This is a genomic window from Stenotrophomonas sp. SKA14, from assembly GCF_000158575.1.
Taxonomy (GTDB): domain Bacteria; phylum Pseudomonadota; class Gammaproteobacteria; order Xanthomonadales; family Xanthomonadaceae; genus Stenotrophomonas; species Stenotrophomonas forensis.
This window is the reverse complement of record NZ_DS999412.1, coordinates 988,355-1,004,164: the sequence shown is the minus strand read 5'-3', so window position 1 is coordinate 1,004,164 and position 15,810 is coordinate 988,355. Positions and strand designations below refer to the sequence as shown.

Sequence of the window (15,810 nt, the reverse complement as noted above, 5' to 3'; positions counted from 1 at the left end):
TTCAGCGTCCCAGGTACTTGCTTCGGATGACGCGGCGGGTGCGCGTGCGCGGCATTGGCGCCGGCGCGACGTTGTCTGCCCTCACGTCTGGGTTGTCATCCCACGGCGCGGCCCATGCCGGCGGCGTGGTCCAGTTGATGGCCGGAACCTTCAGCCACAGCGCCATGCCCTCGGCATAGCCGCACAGGTCGAACGCCTCATTGCGTCGTTTCGCCAGGTTCTCCCACCCCTTGGCCGTCCTCGATTCCGCTGTCAGCTCGGCGTAGAACGCCTCCGGCAGCCAGTCGGGGAAGTGGTAGTAGCCCGGGCCGGGCTCGGCCCGCTTCACGTTCGCGTCGACGGTGTCCTTCAGCCTGTCCACGTTGAGCAGCAGCTGCGGCACATCGCCCTTCGACCCGGATTTGCGGTCCCGGCGCTTGCTGCTGTCTGGGAAGGTCTCGCGGAATAACCCGCCCTCGCGGCGCGCGTCGCCCTTGATCAGCCTGACCCTGGCATGCAGCTTCCGAGCCTTGAGCGAACGCCAGAATTCCAGCGCGCGCACCGAGGTGCCCGACTTGCCGCCCCAGTCGATGCCCACGGCGTGGACCGGCATGCTGCGGCCGGTGCCATCGTCCAGCGGGTAGCGGCGGCTGATGACCTTCTCGACCAGGCGTTCCCAGTCTTCCAGGTACTTCGGAGGGTCCAGCGGCAGGAAGCCGCCCGAGCCGTCCTCGCGCTTGGACGTGCGCAGGGTGAAGGAATCCACCACCCAGCGCTCCAACTGCCCGGATTCGCCGATGCCGAAGCCCAGCACCAGCACGACGAAGCGGTTGGCCTGGACGTCGACCTCCCCCAGAAGGAAGCGCACGCCAGCGGGCACCGCGCCAGCAGGCCAGACCTCGGCGCGCTCCTGCATCTCGTTCGGGTCGCTGGCCGACCGCGCCGCCATCGGCACGTAGTTGATCGCCCCGTCCACGTTGTGCGTGGTCTTCAGCGGACGCTCTTCACCGGTGGTGGCGAAGGTGCGCAGCGCCTGTAGATAGCGCTCGATCAGCGATTCCCAGGACTGGTAGGACGCGGCGACACCGCCGAGCCAGTAGCTGGCGATGCGCGCCTCCGGCCGGTAGCCGGTGACCGTTCCATCGGCGTGCACGACCTGGCCCTCCGCAGCCCAGACGCCGCTGCGGTTCATCCCGTCCTTCCACCGATGCTGCAGCCCGACACCACAATGCGGGCAGTGCAGCAGCGAATAGTGCCGCGCCATCTTCTGCACGTCGTCCAGCACGACGCGCTCGAGCAGCTCCTCCATCGGCGGCAGCGCGAACCCGTCATAGCCTGGCGCTGCCTGAAACCGCTCTCCGCACTCTGGGCATGGCCAGTACCAGCGGCGGCGGTCACCGCGCGCATACAGCGCGGCGATGCCGGCGGCCGGTGGGCCTTGGTGCGGGTGCAGTGGCTTCCAAGCGCCGTCGGCGTAGTCCGTTGCCGGGCTCGACTCGGCCACCACCATTCCGGCGGACATGTAGGTCTGCGTGCGCTTCAGGCCCAGGCCGAAGCACTCGTCGATCGTCAGGTCACCGGTGTAGTTGTCCACATCCGTCATCAGGACGTCGTGGATGTCCTTGCCCGACAGCACCGACACCGACGGCCAGCCCATGCGCAGCGACATTCCCGACCGGAAGAACTTCAGCAGGATGTTGTCGTCGTGGGCACGCGGGCTCAGCCGGGAGCGTAGCTCCGGGCTGGCGGCGATGCTGCGCGCGATACGGGTCTTGCTGTAGTCCTCGGCCGCATCCTTGGACATCTGCACAACCATGGCGTCGGCCGGGTTGCAGGTGATCAGGTAGGCCAGACGCGCATCGATCAGCGAGATGGTCTTGCCCGACCGCGCCGGCCCTACGAACACCACGGCCTCGTAATGGCGACTGCCGGTCGTATCCAGCGGCTCGACCATATAGGGCGTGGTGTCCGGATCCCAGGAACCGGCGGCGCCGGCGGCATTGGCCACCTGCAGCACCCGCGCACCTTCGCTCACCCTGATTCGGCGCGGCGGCCGGATCATCTCGGCAACGCCTTGGCGCACGCTACGCGCTGTCGCGTACGTCGTCATCGGTGATGCCCTCGTACATGGATTGCCGGACGCGATCGCACTCGTCCTGGACCTTGACCACCTGCTCCGGCGTGAGGCCTGCCTTGCGCTCGAGCACATCAGGCAGCGTGTCGAAGAACTGCACGACCTTCTTCACCAGCTCGGCGTAGTCGGCCTCGACCTCTGCGGCCGGCACCAGCTGCCCGATGGTCGACTCGACCTTCAGGCGCTCGTTCTCCGACTGGTAGTAGGCGCGGCGCTCCATCGGCGGCAGATCGCGCGGATCGACCACACCCTCCGCGCCGAACGCTGCGGCACCCGGATTCACCAGCGCTGGGGCTGCGTCGGCCAGGCGATAGACGTCGTGCCCGGCGCGCTTGGTCAGCGGCGGGACGCCGGCTTCCTTCAGGCGCTTGCTGGCCGTTCGGCGGTCCATCCCGAACTCATCCGCCAGCCTGGCCACGGACCAGCCTTTGGTGAATTCGTGGATGTCAGCCATGTCCTACCCGATGCACAGCCTATTCAGGCATGAAAATGCGGTTTCTCCCGGCAAAAACCGCCAAAAGTGTGGCCTGTGGTGGAGCACCCTAGAGGCCGAAATACTGTCTTTTACCGGGGTCCGAATTCCCCCCGGTTGCTGTGGATAAGCCCAGGGGCCCCCTCCCGCCGTGAATCGAACGCGTGAAACACCATCAGCCGCCACTCCTGCCGTCCGCTGCCGGCTTCCCTTGCACCTGGTCAATGGCGTCGAGCTGCGCCTCGTACTGGAGCAGGCAACGCTTCCGGCCGTTGCTCACCTCGAATACGGCAGATGGCGCTGCGTCCTTCACCCACCTGCAGCGCTGACGCAGCTGAGCATCGATCGGGACGTAGGTGGCCACCGGAACCCTGATGACGGCTGCCGGCGACGCGTTCGGCTTGGTAGGTGCGGCCTGGCACGCGGCCAGTAGCGCAGCTGTGACAACCACGATGACGCGCATATCAGTACCCCTTCAGTGCCGGGCAGGCGGAATCGAGCAACTCCAGTGCTGCCTTGCAGGTGTCGGGCCGCTGTTCATAGCGCCCGCGCCAAGTAGAAGCCTCCTTCTCGGAGGCCTCGATCTTTCCGGCCAGGTCCTGCAGCGCCGCAGCGCTCTCGGCCTTGAGTGCTTCCAGCTTCTCGGCTTCCGCCCGCAGCGCGGCGGCGACCTCGGCCAGACGCTGATCGCGACTGTCCACGTCGGCCTGCAATCGGACGGTGTCGGCCTGCCAGTCGGCCCGGACCTTGATGACCTGGGCGCTCAGGTCGCGGATCTTCTGCTCCTTCTCGTATGCGGTCAGACCAGACACTGCGCAGCCGAAGGCCAGTACTGCGCACACCACCTTGATCTTGCTGCCTGGCTTGCTCAGCCAACGCATCGCGTCGGTAGCTGCGCCTCCGATCAGCGCCCACAGCGCGCCCAAGAATCGAATCAGTACGCTCATGGCTTCTCGCCTCCGATGGCGCCGGTGGCTTTCTCCACCATGCGCACGTAGCCGGGCAACAGCCGGCGGATCAGGACGCCGGACAGACCGGCCAGCGGCAGCTGTGGGGCGCCGGCCAGTGCCGGCCAGATGGACGCGGCAACTGCGATGACCCATGCGGCCACGATGGCGTAGGCCACCACTGCCACTGCCAGCGCAGCCCAGCGCGCAGCCGTCTGCAGGAATCGGTGGCCACGCCTGCGGTTGGAATCGGCGGCTACTCGCTCTGCGTCCTTCTCCGGCAACAACAACACGCCGATCAGTGCGCCGGCCATTGCCACCAGCAGCACGGACTGCGGCACGCCCAGGATGATTCGCTCGGCCTCGCGCAATGCATCGGCCGTCGCCGGCGCCACCACCGCGGCAGTGAACGTCCCGACGAAGGTTTTCAAGGTGCTCATCGGTTCGGTCACGGCGCCACTGCCCCGCCAGCCTTGCGATACGCCGCCAGCACCTTCTCCACGGTGTGCTCCGGCTGGCCATAGCCCGCGCCCGGTAGGCTCGCCCAGATGTTCCGCACGGCCTGAATGGCATCGGTGATGCGCCCAGTCTGGATCAACGGAAGCGCACGGCGTTCGCGGATCAGCTGGATGGCCCAGAGATCCTGCGACAGAGGCCCGAAGTCCGGCAGCTTCAACAGCGCGCGGTAGTGGGCATAGTCCTTCAGCATGAACTGGTAGCGACCAGATGCGTTGGAGGTGAGGCCCTTGCTGTTGATGACCTTGGACTTACGCCCACGAGAGAAAGGGTGCACCGAGTAGTCGGTGAAGATCTCAGGCGCGCGATCAGCGCCAGTCACGATCACGTCGTAACCTTGGTTCTGCGTCGCGGGGCTGGTGCTGGTGCCCTCGGACCAGGCCAGCATGTCCAGAAAGGCGACGACGTTGGCGCCGCCTGCCTGTTGAGCGGTGATCTTGGCCATCAGGGGTTTCCTACATAAATGTGCCCGCTCCGCTGCCGGCTAAGCGCGAGGGTTGATCCGATCGGGGTGAGCGGGCATTGACTGGTGGATGGGCAGGCTCTATTGGCCGGCGGGTCGACGATTTAAGGCCTTGACCCCTATGAATAGAGGGAGGCTTCCAGGAATACGGACCAGCTTTCGTATGCGTGCAGCGCGCGTCTTCCACCCATAGCGGTATCGGCTCCCGAGGTGCGTCCCTCACCGAATGCTCGGTCCAGTGAAGCCGACACCGCTATGGATGGAGCGGGTCATGGGAATCGAACCCATGTGATCAGGTTGGAAGGCTGATGCCTAAACCAGTCGGCCAGGCCCGCGAACGAACTCCAGAAACGACGAGCCGCAGGTGACTGGACCTCCCGAGTCCAGGCCTGCGGCCGTTGAGTGCGGGTAGATCGGAACCTTGCCCACGATATCGATTGGACAACAATCCTGGTTCCCAATGCAACTGCGGTAATGTTCCTTACCGCAGTCGTGCGAATGCGGTAAGGTTCGCGGCGACTGCGGTAATCTTCCTTAATACTCTGGACGCGTTGATGACCAACCCGACTACCGTTGTTGTCACGGCAGATGCCTCCAATCACATCGCAGTCGTAGGTCAGGCAGTCAGTTCAGTAGAGCGCTCCCTGGATGGCCTGACTGTGACCATCGTGATGAATTCAGGAGATCGTTACACGTTCAGGTTTAGAACTGTCGAAGAGAGCGAGGCCTTCTACGAACAGCTGATCGAGTTCCTGTGCAATGTCTCTACGGTCCAAGACGTGTTGAGTATTTCTGTAGAGGCCTATCCGGAGTCAGGCGTGGATCATGCGGAAGAGGATGGGGTGGATGCATCTGCTGAGCAGAGTGGGCAAACGCCTTCTCGGATCCTTCTCTGAGAGCGTGAAGGCTTACAGAGGCCGGTAAGCCTCACGCGTACCCACGTGGGAAGTTCAGACATTGAACACCCTTCCGCTGAACTCCTTCCTCCCATCCGCCAGTGCCTGGCGCAGCGTTGCGGCAGCAATCCCGTACACGCGCAGGTAATCCCCCTTCCGCATCTTGGCCGCCTTGGCAGCGTCCTGCGCGGCGATCTTCCCTTCAGGCCACACCAGGTCGTTCACCGCGTCCTGCAGCACCAGCCTCATTCGCCAGCGATCGGCCGGGTCGTCCATGCGCAGCGCGGGCTTTCCGCCGTTGCGTCGCTGCCACTGGATCTGGCGCATCACCCGCCTAGCCAGGGAACGCCCAAGCGACGAAAGAGACACACCCTGCCCCCGCAGCGCCACCGCCATAACTGCCTGCTTGGCCACGGAGTCGCGCATCATGCCGACGGCACCGGCGATGTCGGCGGCAGTCAGCGGCGTCATGGTTGACCTGCCATCCGACGGCTCGCGAAAGCTCCCGCCGACCAGCATGCGGGCGATCAGCTCGAGCGGATCTCGCTCCAGGGTCGGCTCTGGAACCGGCACTCGGCCATGCACCACCCTGACCGCCGCCGGCGCCGGCATGTAGATCGGTCGGTGCGCCCAGGCCCTGACGGCGCGATCTTCTGCGTCTGCCCCGACATGCAGCTCCCCCCGCGCGCTGCAGCGTGCGCACACCACCTGCGCGGTGCGGCGGCTGCCAGCGCCCCCCCGCGCGCGCATGCGCACGTCGCCGCTGCCGCAGTTGCCACACGGCATCAGGGACACCGCAGGCTCGGCTACTGCAGACATCAGGCCACCTCGCAGTTGCTGACCCAGCGGGACCGACCGTCCTGCCAGACCTCCCACAGGCTGTCATCGACCTGGCACCTGATGGGCCCCTCCTTTCCTTCGAGGTAGAGGTGGTGTGTTGCCTCGTCCAGGCTGAGGAACTTGTGAATCATCGGGAGGTCTCCATGGTTGTAACGTTGGTTGGTTCCAGGGCTGCGCCCTGTTGTTGAAGGAACTGCTGGGCCAGCGCGCGCAGCTGGTTCTCGCCTACGTCCAGACGCTCCACCAGGTGCTCCCCCGGGCTGCGAACGCCCTCAATCTGCTCGCGCTTCACCCCGAGCACGTCCGACACGATCGGGTCGCTGCCGCTGTCGGAAAGCAGGAAGTACGCCATGACCGGCTCTGCCTGGCCATCGCGGTGCACACGGCCGATGCACTGCTCGTGGACGCCGGGCGACCAGTCCAGCTCGCCGAACACAACGGTGCTGCAAACGTGCTGCAGCCCGTCGATGCCAGCACCAGAGCGGAGGCTGATCAGCATCACCTGGCTGTCCCCTGCAATGAATGCCTCCTTTGCCGCCTGCTTTTGGTTCGGCGACTCGCTGCCGGTGTACATGACCGGGTTGTACGCAGCCAGCTTCTCCTGCCAGATGCTGTAGACCTCCCGGTGCCACCCGAACAGCAGCACCTTCTGGCCGCTCTCCAGCAGCAGCCTGACGAACTCGGCCACGTAGGGAGCCTTAGCCACGCCGGTCGCCTGACGCAGCAGCCGGTCGAACTCGCCGGCAGCCTGCATCTTCTCGCCGCGGTACTGCTCGTTGGCTCGCAGGATGATCCGCGCCAGCGCTGCGGCGTCGCCGGTGATGGCGTCCAGCGCCTTGGTGTCGGCCTCCACCTCGTGCGGGATCTTCGACAGTGCCGGCAGCTCGCGCCCTACTTCCTTGCGCGTGCGCCGCAGCATGATCCCCTGCCGCCGCAGGTACTGGCCGAACTGCTCGGCGTCCTGCAGCTTTGCCTTCTCCCCGGGCGCGGAGATGCACCATTCCCGCAGGAACTCGTCATAGGTGCCCAGGCAGCCCGGCAGCAGTGGGTCGACCACGTGGAAGAACTCGCACCCATAGTTGTAGATAGGGGTGGCTGTCAGGCCCATGCGCAGCCGCGCACGGCTGGCCAGGTGGCGGCAGGCGCTGTGGATGCTGCTGTCCGGACTACGCAGCTGCTGGCATTCCTCGAACACCACGTACTGCGCTATCTCCCCCAGCGTCTCAGCCCAGCCCCGGAGCTTGTGGTAGCTGACCAGGATGACGTCCGGCAGCGTGTCCCACAGATCCTTGATCCGCTGCTTTGGCTGCCGTACTAGCGGGTACGGCGCACCTTTCCTGATGTGGTGCACGCGCAGCTGCGGCGCGAACTCGGCCAGCTTCTCCGGCCAGTGGTTCGGCAGCGCCGCCGGGTACACCACCACCGCCGGCAGGTTGCCCGGCGCGGCCATGGGGCAGATGCCGGTGACCGTCTTACCCAGGCCAAGATCGTCGGCCAGCAGCAGGCCGCCACGGATAGACAGCTGTGCGCCCGCGACGCGCTGGTACTCCCGCGGCGGTTTGGCCAGGCTGAACTCCGGAATCTGCACGCGGCCGGCCAGCAGTTCGCCCAGGCTTCGTTCCATATCCACATGCTCGGCGGCCAGCTGCTGCAGCGCGCGCTCGGTGTCTGCATCCATCGACAGTGGGTAGCGCTGCGTGAACCACTGCAGCTCCCGGCTGTTCTCCGGCGTGGCCGACAGGTCGATGTGCTCTGCGGCGTGCTGCCGCACGCGGGGAAACACGCGCTTCATGCGCGCGCGCACCTGCGGCTCGCAGATCACCCGCCAGGTGCTGCCGGCGGAGCTGTACAGGAGGGTTCCATAGGTCGTCTGCATCACAGTGCCTGCCTCTTCAGGCGAATGATGTTGAAGGGCTTGCCCTGCCAGGCCGGGCGGGCCACGAGCGGGCGTTCGCCCCAGCGCTCGGTGGTGACCAGCAGCACCCCGCGCACCTGCGGCAGGTTGATGTAGCGCCCGACCTGCCGCAGCGCATCGGCGAGCGAGCCGGCCACCTTCACCTCGATTACCAGGCCATCCAGCCAGAAGTCAGCGCGGTTGCTGGCGTCCAGCCGGTACTCGCGCACGTGCGCATGACCAGCCTTGTCCAGGACGGTGGCCAGAACCTCGTGCAGCTGGACCTCCGACCCGTAGCGATACCCGAACCCGGCAAGCAGCCGGCCAATGCCCTTCAGCTGCAGCTGCTCTTCCATAGCAGTTCCCGGCTTCAACGGTGCCACCTCCCGCCGGGTGGAGATTGAGCGCCCCATCACTTCACCCCCAGCGCTGCGCGCGCCTTGGCGTACTTCGCTCGTAAGCGAGTCGCCGTCTCCGCGTCCAACAGAGTCAGTCGCGATTCGTCGCTGTTGTCGGCAATATCCGCCAGCTTCACCTTGAGCGACAGGGGATTCTGCCGAATGCTCCAGTAGTAGAACGCCTCGCTCTTGTTCACGCCGCGCGTCAGATCAAACACGGCCTCCACCACGTCCTGCGGGAACAGCATTACGCGTGTTCCAAAGGCTGGCTGATCCTCCAGCACATCGTGGAGCCATGCCACCATTTCGGCGGCGTCATCACCGGCTACTGCCGCAGCGACCCGAGCCACATGCTCGATGTACGGCCGGCCAGCCTTGTCGGTTTGGGTGGCATGTGCCTCTTCCGCCAGCCAGCGGGCCTCATTCACCAATGCGCTTTCCATCAGGCCACCTCCTTAGCCAGCTGCAGCGCCGTCGCGGCATCAGCCTGCGCCCAGGTCATCTGGTCCCGATCAATACTTTCGGCCAGGCGCGACAGGCCCTTCGCGGTCACCAGCACCTGCTCGTGCACACGGTCCGGCTCACCTTCCCGCCGCTGCATGCAGGCCTTGTGCGTCAGCACACCCTGCTGCAGGCGGTTCTGGTAGGCCAGCCAGTTCTTGCTGCCGGCGCGGCGGTAGATCCAGCCATGCTCGGACAGCCAGGCGAACAGCTGGCGCGGCTGGACCTGCAGCATCTTTGCGGCGGTGCTGATGTTGAAGGCGCCGTCAGCCTGGGTCAGCCGCAGCAGCGCGCGGACCTGCGGTTCCTGGTACTGCACGCGAGCTTCAAGGATCTCGGCCTTCTCGCTATAAGTCAGCAACAGCGCGCGTAGCGTCGCCGGGTCGGTCAGGGCCTGCATCGGGTCGGGTGCTCGCGTGCCGGCCGCCAGCGCGTCATAGGCGCGGATCACCTGCAGGCTGAAGCTGGCGCTGATCCACATGGCATAGGCATAGACCAGCTCGCGCACCACGTAGCTGCCGCCGTAGCGGCCTGCCACCGAGTGCACAGGGTAAATCCGGGAATCCCCGGAATTGGCCAGCTCGGCCACCAGTTCCTCGGTCTGCTTCAGGCGCTGCCAGTCGCCGGGCTGGTGACGTTTGGCGCCGCCGGCGGCCTGGTGCAGATCGTTCAGGCAAAACCTGCCCACGTCGTCGCGGCGCACGCTGGCGCCGCCAATCATCATCGCGTTCAAGAGAACACCTCCGTTTTCCAGCCGCCGCCGGGGGCGCGCTGGACTGCCAGGAATCGGAACGGGTACATCTCAGCGGCCACCTTCACCTTCACGCGGGCGTCTTCCTCCCAGAAGCCCTTCACCTCGTGGGCCTCCAGTTCGCCGGCGGCCGTCATCACGAAGAAGTCGATGGTCAGGTGCGTCTTCTCGGCCAACTTCAGCTTCACGGACTCGAATCGGAACCACGCGATCTCGCCGGCGGCCAGCTGCAGCGCCAAGTGCGCGGCGTAAGCCTCTTCGGTCTTGTTCATCTCGCCGGGCACATGCCGGGGCCGGCCACGCGCGACCTTGCCGGCGGCGTTGCCGCTGCCGGTGGACTGCGCCGGCGCCGGCGGCCTGTAGGCGCGCGCCGCGGTTGGCGCCGGCGCAGGGGCGGCCGTGCTTGCCTGGACCAGACGGCGCATGCCCTCCGGCATGTCCTGCGTGGAGGCATAGCGCAGCGAGCGGCTGGACGTCTTCTTCGGTGGCATCAGGCGGATGCCTCCGCAGCGCCCCACACGCGCAATGCGCGCTGGCGGAATGCTTCGAACTCGTGCCGGGCGCGCTGCTGCGCGGCCTGGTGCTCGCGGTCCATCTGCTCGAGCATGCAGTCGAACTCGACGTTGAGCAGGCCCATCAGCTGTTCCATGGAAAGGCCGCCCCGCGTGCGGAAGGTCGGCGCCGGTGCCAGCTGCGGCATGGCCAGCTGCTGCTGCCCGGACGGCGGCAGGGGCATGCTGTCCACGCGGCCGGCGTCGGTGACCGCCCATGTGGCTTCCGGCCTGCCGTGGCGTGCACTGACGCGGTTCTCGCAGCGGCTCACCAGCCCATCCCGGTCCAGTTCGCGCAGCAGGCCAGCAGCGGCGGCAGTCGTCAACAGCATGGCCTCGCGCGGTGCGCCGCCCTCGAGCGCGGCATTGCCCATCAGCTCCAGCGCCTCGGCCGCGGTGCTGCCACCGTGGACGCCCAGGCAGAACAGGATCAGCTGACGCTGGTAGGCTCGGATGTCAGCCTGCTCCATGTGCGCCTCCGAAACCCAGCTCTGCAGCGGCGAGCGCCATGGCGCTGCGCGCGGCAGCGCGATCGCCTACCACCAGCACTTCCGGCTTCGGCGGGGGCAACGCGGCCACCGGCGCGGGAACAGCGCCTCCGTCCATGACGTGCTTCACCGCCCGCTCGTAGGCGTTGGCCAGCATGCGCTGCTGCAGCGCGCCGCTCTCCGCAGTGCGGTAGGCGTGCAGGTCCAGCTTGGACCGCACCAGCACCGTGAACCCGCTGTGGGCCTGGCCGGGCCGCATCTGGCCGTCGACTTCGGCCAGCGCCGGAACGCCCAGGCACATGGCTCGGAACTGGCCGGGGTTCGGTGGCCACTGCAGCGCGCTGCGAAGGCAGTTGGCCAAGCCCTCGGCCACCTGTCGCGGGGTGATGCCGGACATCACCTGGAACCACAGCTCACCGGCGGTGGTCAGGCTGCCAGCGTTGTTCACCGGCGCTGCGCCGTTCTCGCGCACCCACTTCCCGGGGAACATGCCGGCCATACGTTCCCACACGGTCCACAGGGCGCTCACGGCGCGCTGGTCCGGGTCAGTGCTGGACGAATTGGAACTCTCCGTCGATGACATCGCAGCCTTGTCCGCCAAAGCTGCCAGCTGCCGCGCGCTGCTCGTGGAGTCGCCGCTGCTCAGCGACGTGTTCGGCAGAACCGAGTTGAGGGTTTGCATTGGGGCCTCCGGTGTTGGTGGTGTTCGTCGGCGCTGCGCCGGCGGCGTGTCGGTTGCGGGCGGTCCTGATCGCCCAAGAGAACGGATTCGAAACCGGAGGCGATCGCGCCAATCCTTCAGCGGCCGTATGCCCCAGAGCCTCCGGCGTCACGCCCTCTTCCAGCGCCGCCAGCAGTTCGGGGTGGCTGGGGTTGGTCGAATGGCAGCCTGCCTTCCGCATCAGCAGGCACGCACGCCCCGCATCGGTCACACCGCTCAGAGATCCTTGAGCGTGCTGTGATGTATCTGGAGTAGAAGAAGTGGGGCCTGGGGTCTGGTTACCCGTGTTCACACCTGTGTTCACGCCCCCTGTCACGCGTGACAGCTTGTCCAATGTCACGCCTTCGTCGCCGGTCACGTGCGTGACGTGCAACGCCTTCAGTTCCGCCATGGTGGCCATGCCGCTCGGCACGACACCCACGTTGCGCAGATCTTCGAACAGCATCGTGCGACGCGCACGGGTGCGCGCCTGCCGCTCCGCTTCGGCGGCCTTCCTGTCTTCTCGACGCCCCTGCCCGTCCGCGATGCGCGCCTGGGCCGTGGCGATCTGCTCGTCACAGCGCTTGCTGTGGCGAAGGCCATCGTCAGCCACCGGGAAGTAGCGCTCAGCGACCTTCTTGACCGCGGCTTTGTCGCCGCTGGTGATGGCGCCCGCGATGACGTAAAGCTCGGCCAGGCTCTCCGGCAGTGCCTGCTCTTCCGAGTAGTAGGCGAGCATCAGCTTGAAATACACGCCGTGGTCGGTCAGGGACAGCCTCGTGGTGTCCTTGAGGTAGTCGCCGGGGTACATCTCGAAATAGATCACGCCCTGCCCCCCGCCCCACGCAGAAGCGGAGCCATCGGCAGCGGCTCGGGTTCAAATCCTGGGCATGGATTGCGCGGCATCTGGGGCAAGCACAACGCATCGGCCAGGGTGCGGCGCCAGCGGAACGCTGTGGCGCGGCTGACACTGAAGCGCTCCTGCACCTGCACCACCGTGGGGAAGAACGGGCACGACGTACTCGCCCAGAGCACGAAGTCCATGATGATCTTCGTCTGGCACTGCCCATGGAGCGCGGCCTTGCGTCGATGATCGACCGCGCGCGCGGCGCTCTCGGTGAAGCCTATTGTTCGCTGGGGACCGCATACGGTCCCGAGGCTGGCGATGGGGCTCATGCGCCACCACCGGGAGCATCAGTGGGCAGTGCTGCGTCCTGCAGCGCGCGGCACATGGATCCGCGCAGTACCTGCGCCGCCGGCACCCTGCGTCGAGCTGCGGCAGGATCGTGCAGATCGAGCAGAGCACCGTGCCAGCGATAGGCGGTCGCGCGGGACAGGTTGAAGCGTTCCTGGAGTGCTTCGACGCGCAGTGGCCAAGGCTGCTCCTTCGCCCACAGCACTACCTCGACCATCGGCAGCAAGGGCACCACCGCGTCCGGGATACGGCGGCCAGCTCCATCGAACTCACCCACTACGGCAATTGCCCAGCTCACCATCACGCCGGCGGTCATCGCTGCCCGCCCTGCACCGCGCGGGGTGCCAGATCCTGCAGGTGACCAGATACGTACCGCTTAGCCGTTACAAGCTCGGCCTCCAGCTGGCCGATCTCGTCCAGCGCGCGGCGCAGCTCGGGAATGTCCTTCGGGCAGATGCGGCCGTCGGCCAAGACGTTGGTGATCGCTTCCAGGGTGTGCCCGAACTCCACCGACAGGCGGGCCACAGCCAGTACGCCGGCATGCGGTTCCATCATGGGGATACGGGCGCCGAGGAAGCCGTAGCGCTGAGCCAGCTCACGCGAACAGGCGTCGCGCCAGTGCGGCGGAAGCGCGCGGACCCACGATTCCTCAAGGTCCACCGGCATCTTCACTGTGCCGTTGCGAATTCGGCCCACGATCTGTGCGTTGGCCTTCAGCGCGCGCTCGGCGCTGTCGGCGTCGTCGCCGGTGTGGAACTGCAGGATGCGCTCGCCAGGTGCTACGTCCGCCATGTACTGCTCGGCGATCGCCTGGGCCAGGCTGCTGTCGGTGTGCCCGCTATTGCGGATGGCGTCGGTCGTATGCCGGAACACCACCGCAGAGCGGGGCTCGTGGTACTGAGGATCAGGCTTCATTTACGCACCTCGGGAGGCGATGCAAATTGGTCGCCATGGACAGGACGACCGGGAATCAAAGGCTTGGAGCCGCCCTCCTTGCGCTACGCTGGATGTGCGAACAACACAGCCCGCAAGGAGGGCGACATGGCAAAGAAGGGCGTTACGGCTGGCAGGAGCCAGATGAACGAGATCCGGCATCAGAATCACTACTGGAAGGGCTATGCGGACTACACGCTCGAAGTCTTCGGCGACACGCTGAAGAAGCGGAAAGGCTGGAAGAACGACCTGACTGGCTTGGATGCAATCCACTACTACCTGGTGGAGAAGCACCACTGGCTGCCATCCGTTGTTCGGGCAATGTCTCTGGAAGACCTGCGATTCGCCTTGACCGAAGAAATGCATGGCTGGACGCTGCCAAAAGACGCGCTCGAGCCAGAGGACATGTAGTTGAAGCGGCTTCAAGCGTGAGTTGCTGGCTGCGCAGCAGTTCCAACCTGCTGCGCAGCCCTGCCATGGTTCCAGGGCGAGTCGGCGCTCTCATCTCAGGCGCCCTCCACGGGCACGATCCGGCCAGCGTCGGGGTCGACGAAGGCAGCACCAGGCGGATCGAAAATGTCGGGCCGCAGCTCGCTCCGGGAAACCTGCCCCCCGCTCTGCTCGTCGAGACGGCGAGCCAGTGCGCCATCGAATCGAGTCCGCTTGCTCAGGGCTTTCCGCAGATAGCCAATCGTCGTTCCAGCCTTGACGGCGAACGCCGCCTGATCGTCTGGTGCCAAGGTGCCGAGGTAGGTACGGAGTGTGTCCATGGGCGATGACTTTACCCGAAGGTAAAGGCATTGCAACACCGTTTGGTCAATTACCAGTAGGTAACGGAAACTGACGACATGAGTACTGATGACACCCCAACCGTCGCCGCCCGCCGCCATCGCCTGCAGCAGTGGATCGCCGAGCATCACGGCGGGAGCCAAGCATCGTTCGCCGCTGCAACCGGGGTTAACCAGGGCGAGTTGTCCGGGCTACTGAAGCGCAAGTCCTTCGGTGAGAAGCGGGCGGCATCACTGGAGGAAGTGGCGGGGATGCCGCCGGGATTCTTGACCTTCCCTCTCACCAGCGAGTCAGGCCGGCCCGCCGTCTCACGTGTCGCAGAGACTGCGACTACGTACGGATATGTTCACGTCCAACAACTGGACGGAGAGGCGGCAATGGGGGATGGACGGATCAACGATGATTTCCCGGAAGTGATCAGGTCGATGGACTTCACATCGAGCTACATCCGGTCAATCGTGGGATTTGTTCCGCCGCCCGGACGCCTGGTGCTTGTCACAGGTCGCGGTGACTCGATGATTCCGATCATTCAGCCGGGCGAATCACTTCTGGTCGACTCTGGTGTACAGACGTTCGACGGCGATGGCATCTACCTCATCAACACTGGCAGTGGCCAACAGGTAAAGGGGCTCCAGGACAGGGGGGACGCGGTCTACATTGTCAGCGCGAATTCGATGCTCTACCCGGCGTTCCCATTGCCAAGCGGCGCGATGATCGGTGGCAAGGTGTACCTGCGCAATCGAATCGACCGTTTCAACTGAGCGAGTGCTGGGGCCGCATCATGGCTCGCGGCCCCACTTTGCCTTGTAGTCGTCGCGTAGGTTCTTGCACAGCTGTGCGTACACCCGCAGGTCTGCCGTCGTGTACTGCCGATCGGAGTTCATTTGAGCGTAGCGCTTGTCGCAATGCTCTACAGCGTCGAGCAAATTCCTCTCGGCTACCTCCGACTGCTCTGCCTTAGCTTCAGCTTGCGTCTGCGGCACACCCGCCTTGGAGGCCATTTGCCACAAGAGCAAGCTGACAAAAGCCGATAGCAAGGCGAGGGATACCCAAAGAAATGCTCTGAATTGCGGGCGTCTTGACGGCTGCGGATGCAACAGTTCAGCCTGCGGTCCACCACCTTCTGCCTTGATTCCCTTTGACAACGCGACTGGCGCCCCACAGCCGACGCATGCTGAGGCTGCAGTACTGATTTCCCTACCGCACTCGTAACAACCCACCAAAGCCATTGCCCAACCCTCGTTCGCCCGCACATGTCCTCTGTGCCGGTCTCATCTTAACAATGTAGGGGTTGGAAGCCTCAGCCCGGCCAGCTCCTGCTGGGCACAAAAAATAATTACCAATTGGTATTGCTTTAACTTTA

The 15,810-nt window shown here is 65.5% G+C and carries 23 protein-coding genes and 1 tRNA gene; 3 read left to right on the top strand and 21 right to left on the bottom strand.

Annotation, left to right across the window (positions count from 1 at the left end; all coding sequences use genetic code 11):
- Nucleotide 1 precedes the first annotated feature (1 nt).
- The 7 genes from SSKA14_RS04670 to SSKA14_RS04640 form a co-directional block, all read right to left on the bottom strand.
- Nucleotides 2-2,014 carry a terminase gpA endonuclease subunit gene (locus tag SSKA14_RS04670; protein WP_232281365.1) on the bottom strand — a complete coding sequence of 671 codons (2,013 nt, stop codon included), beginning with the start codon at nt 2,012-2,014 and terminating at the stop codon, nt 2-4.
- A 49-nt stretch (nt 2,015-2,063) separates the two neighbouring features.
- Nucleotides 2,064-2,567, bottom strand: a complete 504-nt coding sequence (locus tag SSKA14_RS04665) for a DUF1441 family protein (protein ID WP_008265668.1) — start codon at nt 2,565-2,567, stop codon at nt 2,064-2,066.
- 193 nt (nt 2,568-2,760) lie between these two features.
- A complete protein-coding gene (locus SSKA14_RS04660) occupies nt 2,761-3,048 on the bottom strand; it encodes a hypothetical protein (RefSeq protein ID WP_040007027.1) in 288 nt (95 codons plus the stop codon).
- 1 nt (nt 3,049) lies between these two features.
- Nucleotides 3,050-3,532, bottom strand: coding sequence for a hypothetical protein (locus SSKA14_RS04655; RefSeq protein WP_008268292.1), 483 nt, complete (start codon nt 3,530-3,532; stop codon nt 3,050-3,052).
- On the bottom strand, nt 3,529-3,972 hold the full coding sequence (locus SSKA14_RS04650) for a hypothetical protein (RefSeq protein ID WP_232281364.1): 444 nt from the start codon (nt 3,970-3,972) through the stop codon (nt 3,529-3,531). Before SSKA14_RS04650 ends, SSKA14_RS04655 begins: the two co-directional genes overlap by 4 nt.
- A gap of 8 nt (nt 3,973-3,980) precedes the next feature.
- Complete coding sequence (locus SSKA14_RS04645) at nt 3,981-4,493, bottom strand: glycoside hydrolase family 104 protein (protein WP_008264497.1); 513 nt, start codon at nt 4,491-4,493, stop codon at nt 3,981-3,983.
- Between the two features lie 278 nt (nt 4,494-4,771).
- A tRNA-Gly gene (locus tag SSKA14_RS04640) sits at nt 4,772-4,846 on the bottom strand.
- Nucleotides 4,847-5,065: 219 nt separating this feature from the next.
- On the opposite strand from SSKA14_RS04640, the gene SSKA14_RS04635 reads away from it, so the two are divergent.
- Nucleotides 5,066-5,407: a hypothetical protein gene (locus SSKA14_RS04635; protein WP_040007025.1), complete on the top strand. Its 342-nt coding sequence runs from the start codon at nt 5,066-5,068 to the stop codon at nt 5,405-5,407.
- Nucleotides 5,408-5,461: 54 nt separating this feature from the next.
- On the opposite strand, the gene SSKA14_RS04630 is transcribed toward SSKA14_RS04635, so the two are convergent.
- The 12 genes from SSKA14_RS04630 to SSKA14_RS04575 all read right to left on the bottom strand — a co-directional run bounded on the left by SSKA14_RS04630 (nt 5,462) and on the right by SSKA14_RS04575 (nt 13,640).
- On the bottom strand, nt 5,462-6,226 hold the full coding sequence (locus SSKA14_RS04630) for a Lar family restriction alleviation protein (RefSeq protein WP_050413336.1): 765 nt from the start codon (nt 6,224-6,226) through the stop codon (nt 5,462-5,464).
- A 148-nt stretch (nt 6,227-6,374) separates the two neighbouring features.
- Nucleotides 6,375-8,123, bottom strand: coding sequence for a DEAD/DEAH box helicase (locus tag SSKA14_RS04625; RefSeq protein ID WP_008265056.1), 1,749 nt, complete (start codon nt 8,121-8,123; stop codon nt 6,375-6,377).
- Nucleotides 8,123-8,497, bottom strand: a complete 375-nt coding sequence (locus SSKA14_RS04620) for a hypothetical protein (RefSeq protein WP_008265745.1) — start codon at nt 8,495-8,497, stop codon at nt 8,123-8,125. The genes SSKA14_RS04625 and SSKA14_RS04620 overlap by 1 nt, the downstream gene beginning before the upstream one ends.
- Before the next feature lie 56 nt (nt 8,498-8,553).
- Nucleotides 8,554-8,982 (bottom strand): HD domain-containing protein, encoded by a 429-nt coding sequence (locus SSKA14_RS04615; protein ID WP_008266921.1) that lies wholly within the window; start codon nt 8,980-8,982, stop codon nt 8,554-8,556.
- A complete protein-coding gene (locus tag SSKA14_RS04610) occupies nt 8,982-9,764 on the bottom strand; it encodes a phage antirepressor KilAC domain-containing protein (RefSeq protein ID WP_040007023.1) in 783 nt (260 codons plus the stop codon). The genes SSKA14_RS04615 and SSKA14_RS04610 overlap by 1 nt, the downstream gene beginning before the upstream one ends.
- A 5-nt stretch (nt 9,765-9,769) precedes the next feature.
- On the bottom strand, nt 9,770-10,282 hold the full coding sequence (locus SSKA14_RS24045) for a hypothetical protein (RefSeq protein WP_232281363.1): 513 nt from the start codon (nt 10,280-10,282) through the stop codon (nt 9,770-9,772).
- Nucleotides 10,282-10,812 carry a hypothetical protein gene (locus SSKA14_RS04600; protein ID WP_040007022.1) on the bottom strand — a complete coding sequence of 177 codons (531 nt, stop codon included), beginning with the start codon at nt 10,810-10,812 and terminating at the stop codon, nt 10,282-10,284. The genes SSKA14_RS24045 and SSKA14_RS04600 overlap by 1 nt, the downstream gene beginning before the upstream one ends.
- Entirely contained in the window at nt 10,799-11,359 is a 561-nt protein-coding gene (locus tag SSKA14_RS04595) for a hypothetical protein (RefSeq protein WP_232281362.1), read from the bottom strand. The genes SSKA14_RS04600 and SSKA14_RS04595 overlap by 14 nt, the downstream gene beginning before the upstream one ends.
- A gap of 16 nt (nt 11,360-11,375) precedes the next feature.
- Nucleotides 11,376-12,356 carry a YdaU family protein gene (locus tag SSKA14_RS04590; protein ID WP_008266407.1) on the bottom strand — a complete coding sequence of 327 codons (981 nt, stop codon included), beginning with the start codon at nt 12,354-12,356 and terminating at the stop codon, nt 11,376-11,378.
- A complete protein-coding gene (locus SSKA14_RS04585) occupies nt 12,353-12,706 on the bottom strand; it encodes a hypothetical protein (protein WP_040007020.1) in 354 nt (117 codons plus the stop codon). Before SSKA14_RS04585 ends, SSKA14_RS04590 begins: the two co-directional genes overlap by 4 nt.
- A complete protein-coding gene (locus SSKA14_RS04580) occupies nt 12,703-13,041 on the bottom strand; it encodes a hypothetical protein (RefSeq protein ID WP_040007019.1) in 339 nt (112 codons plus the stop codon). Before SSKA14_RS04580 ends, SSKA14_RS04585 begins: the two co-directional genes overlap by 4 nt.
- Entirely contained in the window at nt 13,038-13,640 is a 603-nt protein-coding gene (locus SSKA14_RS04575; RefSeq protein WP_050413335.1) for a hypothetical protein, read from the bottom strand. Before SSKA14_RS04575 ends, SSKA14_RS04580 begins: the two co-directional genes overlap by 4 nt.
- A 126-nt stretch (nt 13,641-13,766) precedes the next feature.
- Between SSKA14_RS04575 and SSKA14_RS04570 the strand changes: the two genes are divergently transcribed.
- Nucleotides 13,767-14,069 carry a hypothetical protein gene (locus tag SSKA14_RS04570; protein WP_157635910.1) on the top strand — a complete coding sequence of 101 codons (303 nt, stop codon included), beginning with the start codon at nt 13,767-13,769 and terminating at the stop codon, nt 14,067-14,069.
- Between the two features lie 95 nt (nt 14,070-14,164).
- Here the strand turns inward: SSKA14_RS04570 and SSKA14_RS04565 are convergent, their stop codons facing one another.
- A complete protein-coding gene (locus SSKA14_RS04565; protein WP_050413334.1) occupies nt 14,165-14,428 on the bottom strand; it encodes a hypothetical protein in 264 nt (87 codons plus the stop codon).
- A 78-nt stretch (nt 14,429-14,506) separates the two neighbouring features.
- Here SSKA14_RS04565 and SSKA14_RS04560 point away from each other — a divergent pair, with 78 nt between their 5' ends.
- On the top strand, nt 14,507-15,208 hold the full coding sequence (locus SSKA14_RS04560; RefSeq protein ID WP_040007017.1) for a S24 family peptidase: 702 nt from the start codon (nt 14,507-14,509) through the stop codon (nt 15,206-15,208).
- Nucleotides 15,209-15,226: 18 nt separating this feature from the next.
- Here the strand turns inward: SSKA14_RS04560 and SSKA14_RS23750 are convergent, their stop codons facing one another.
- On the bottom strand, nt 15,227-15,592 hold the full coding sequence (locus SSKA14_RS23750) for a hypothetical protein (RefSeq protein ID WP_157635909.1): 366 nt from the start codon (nt 15,590-15,592) through the stop codon (nt 15,227-15,229).
- Nucleotides 15,593-15,810: the final 218 nt, after the last annotated feature.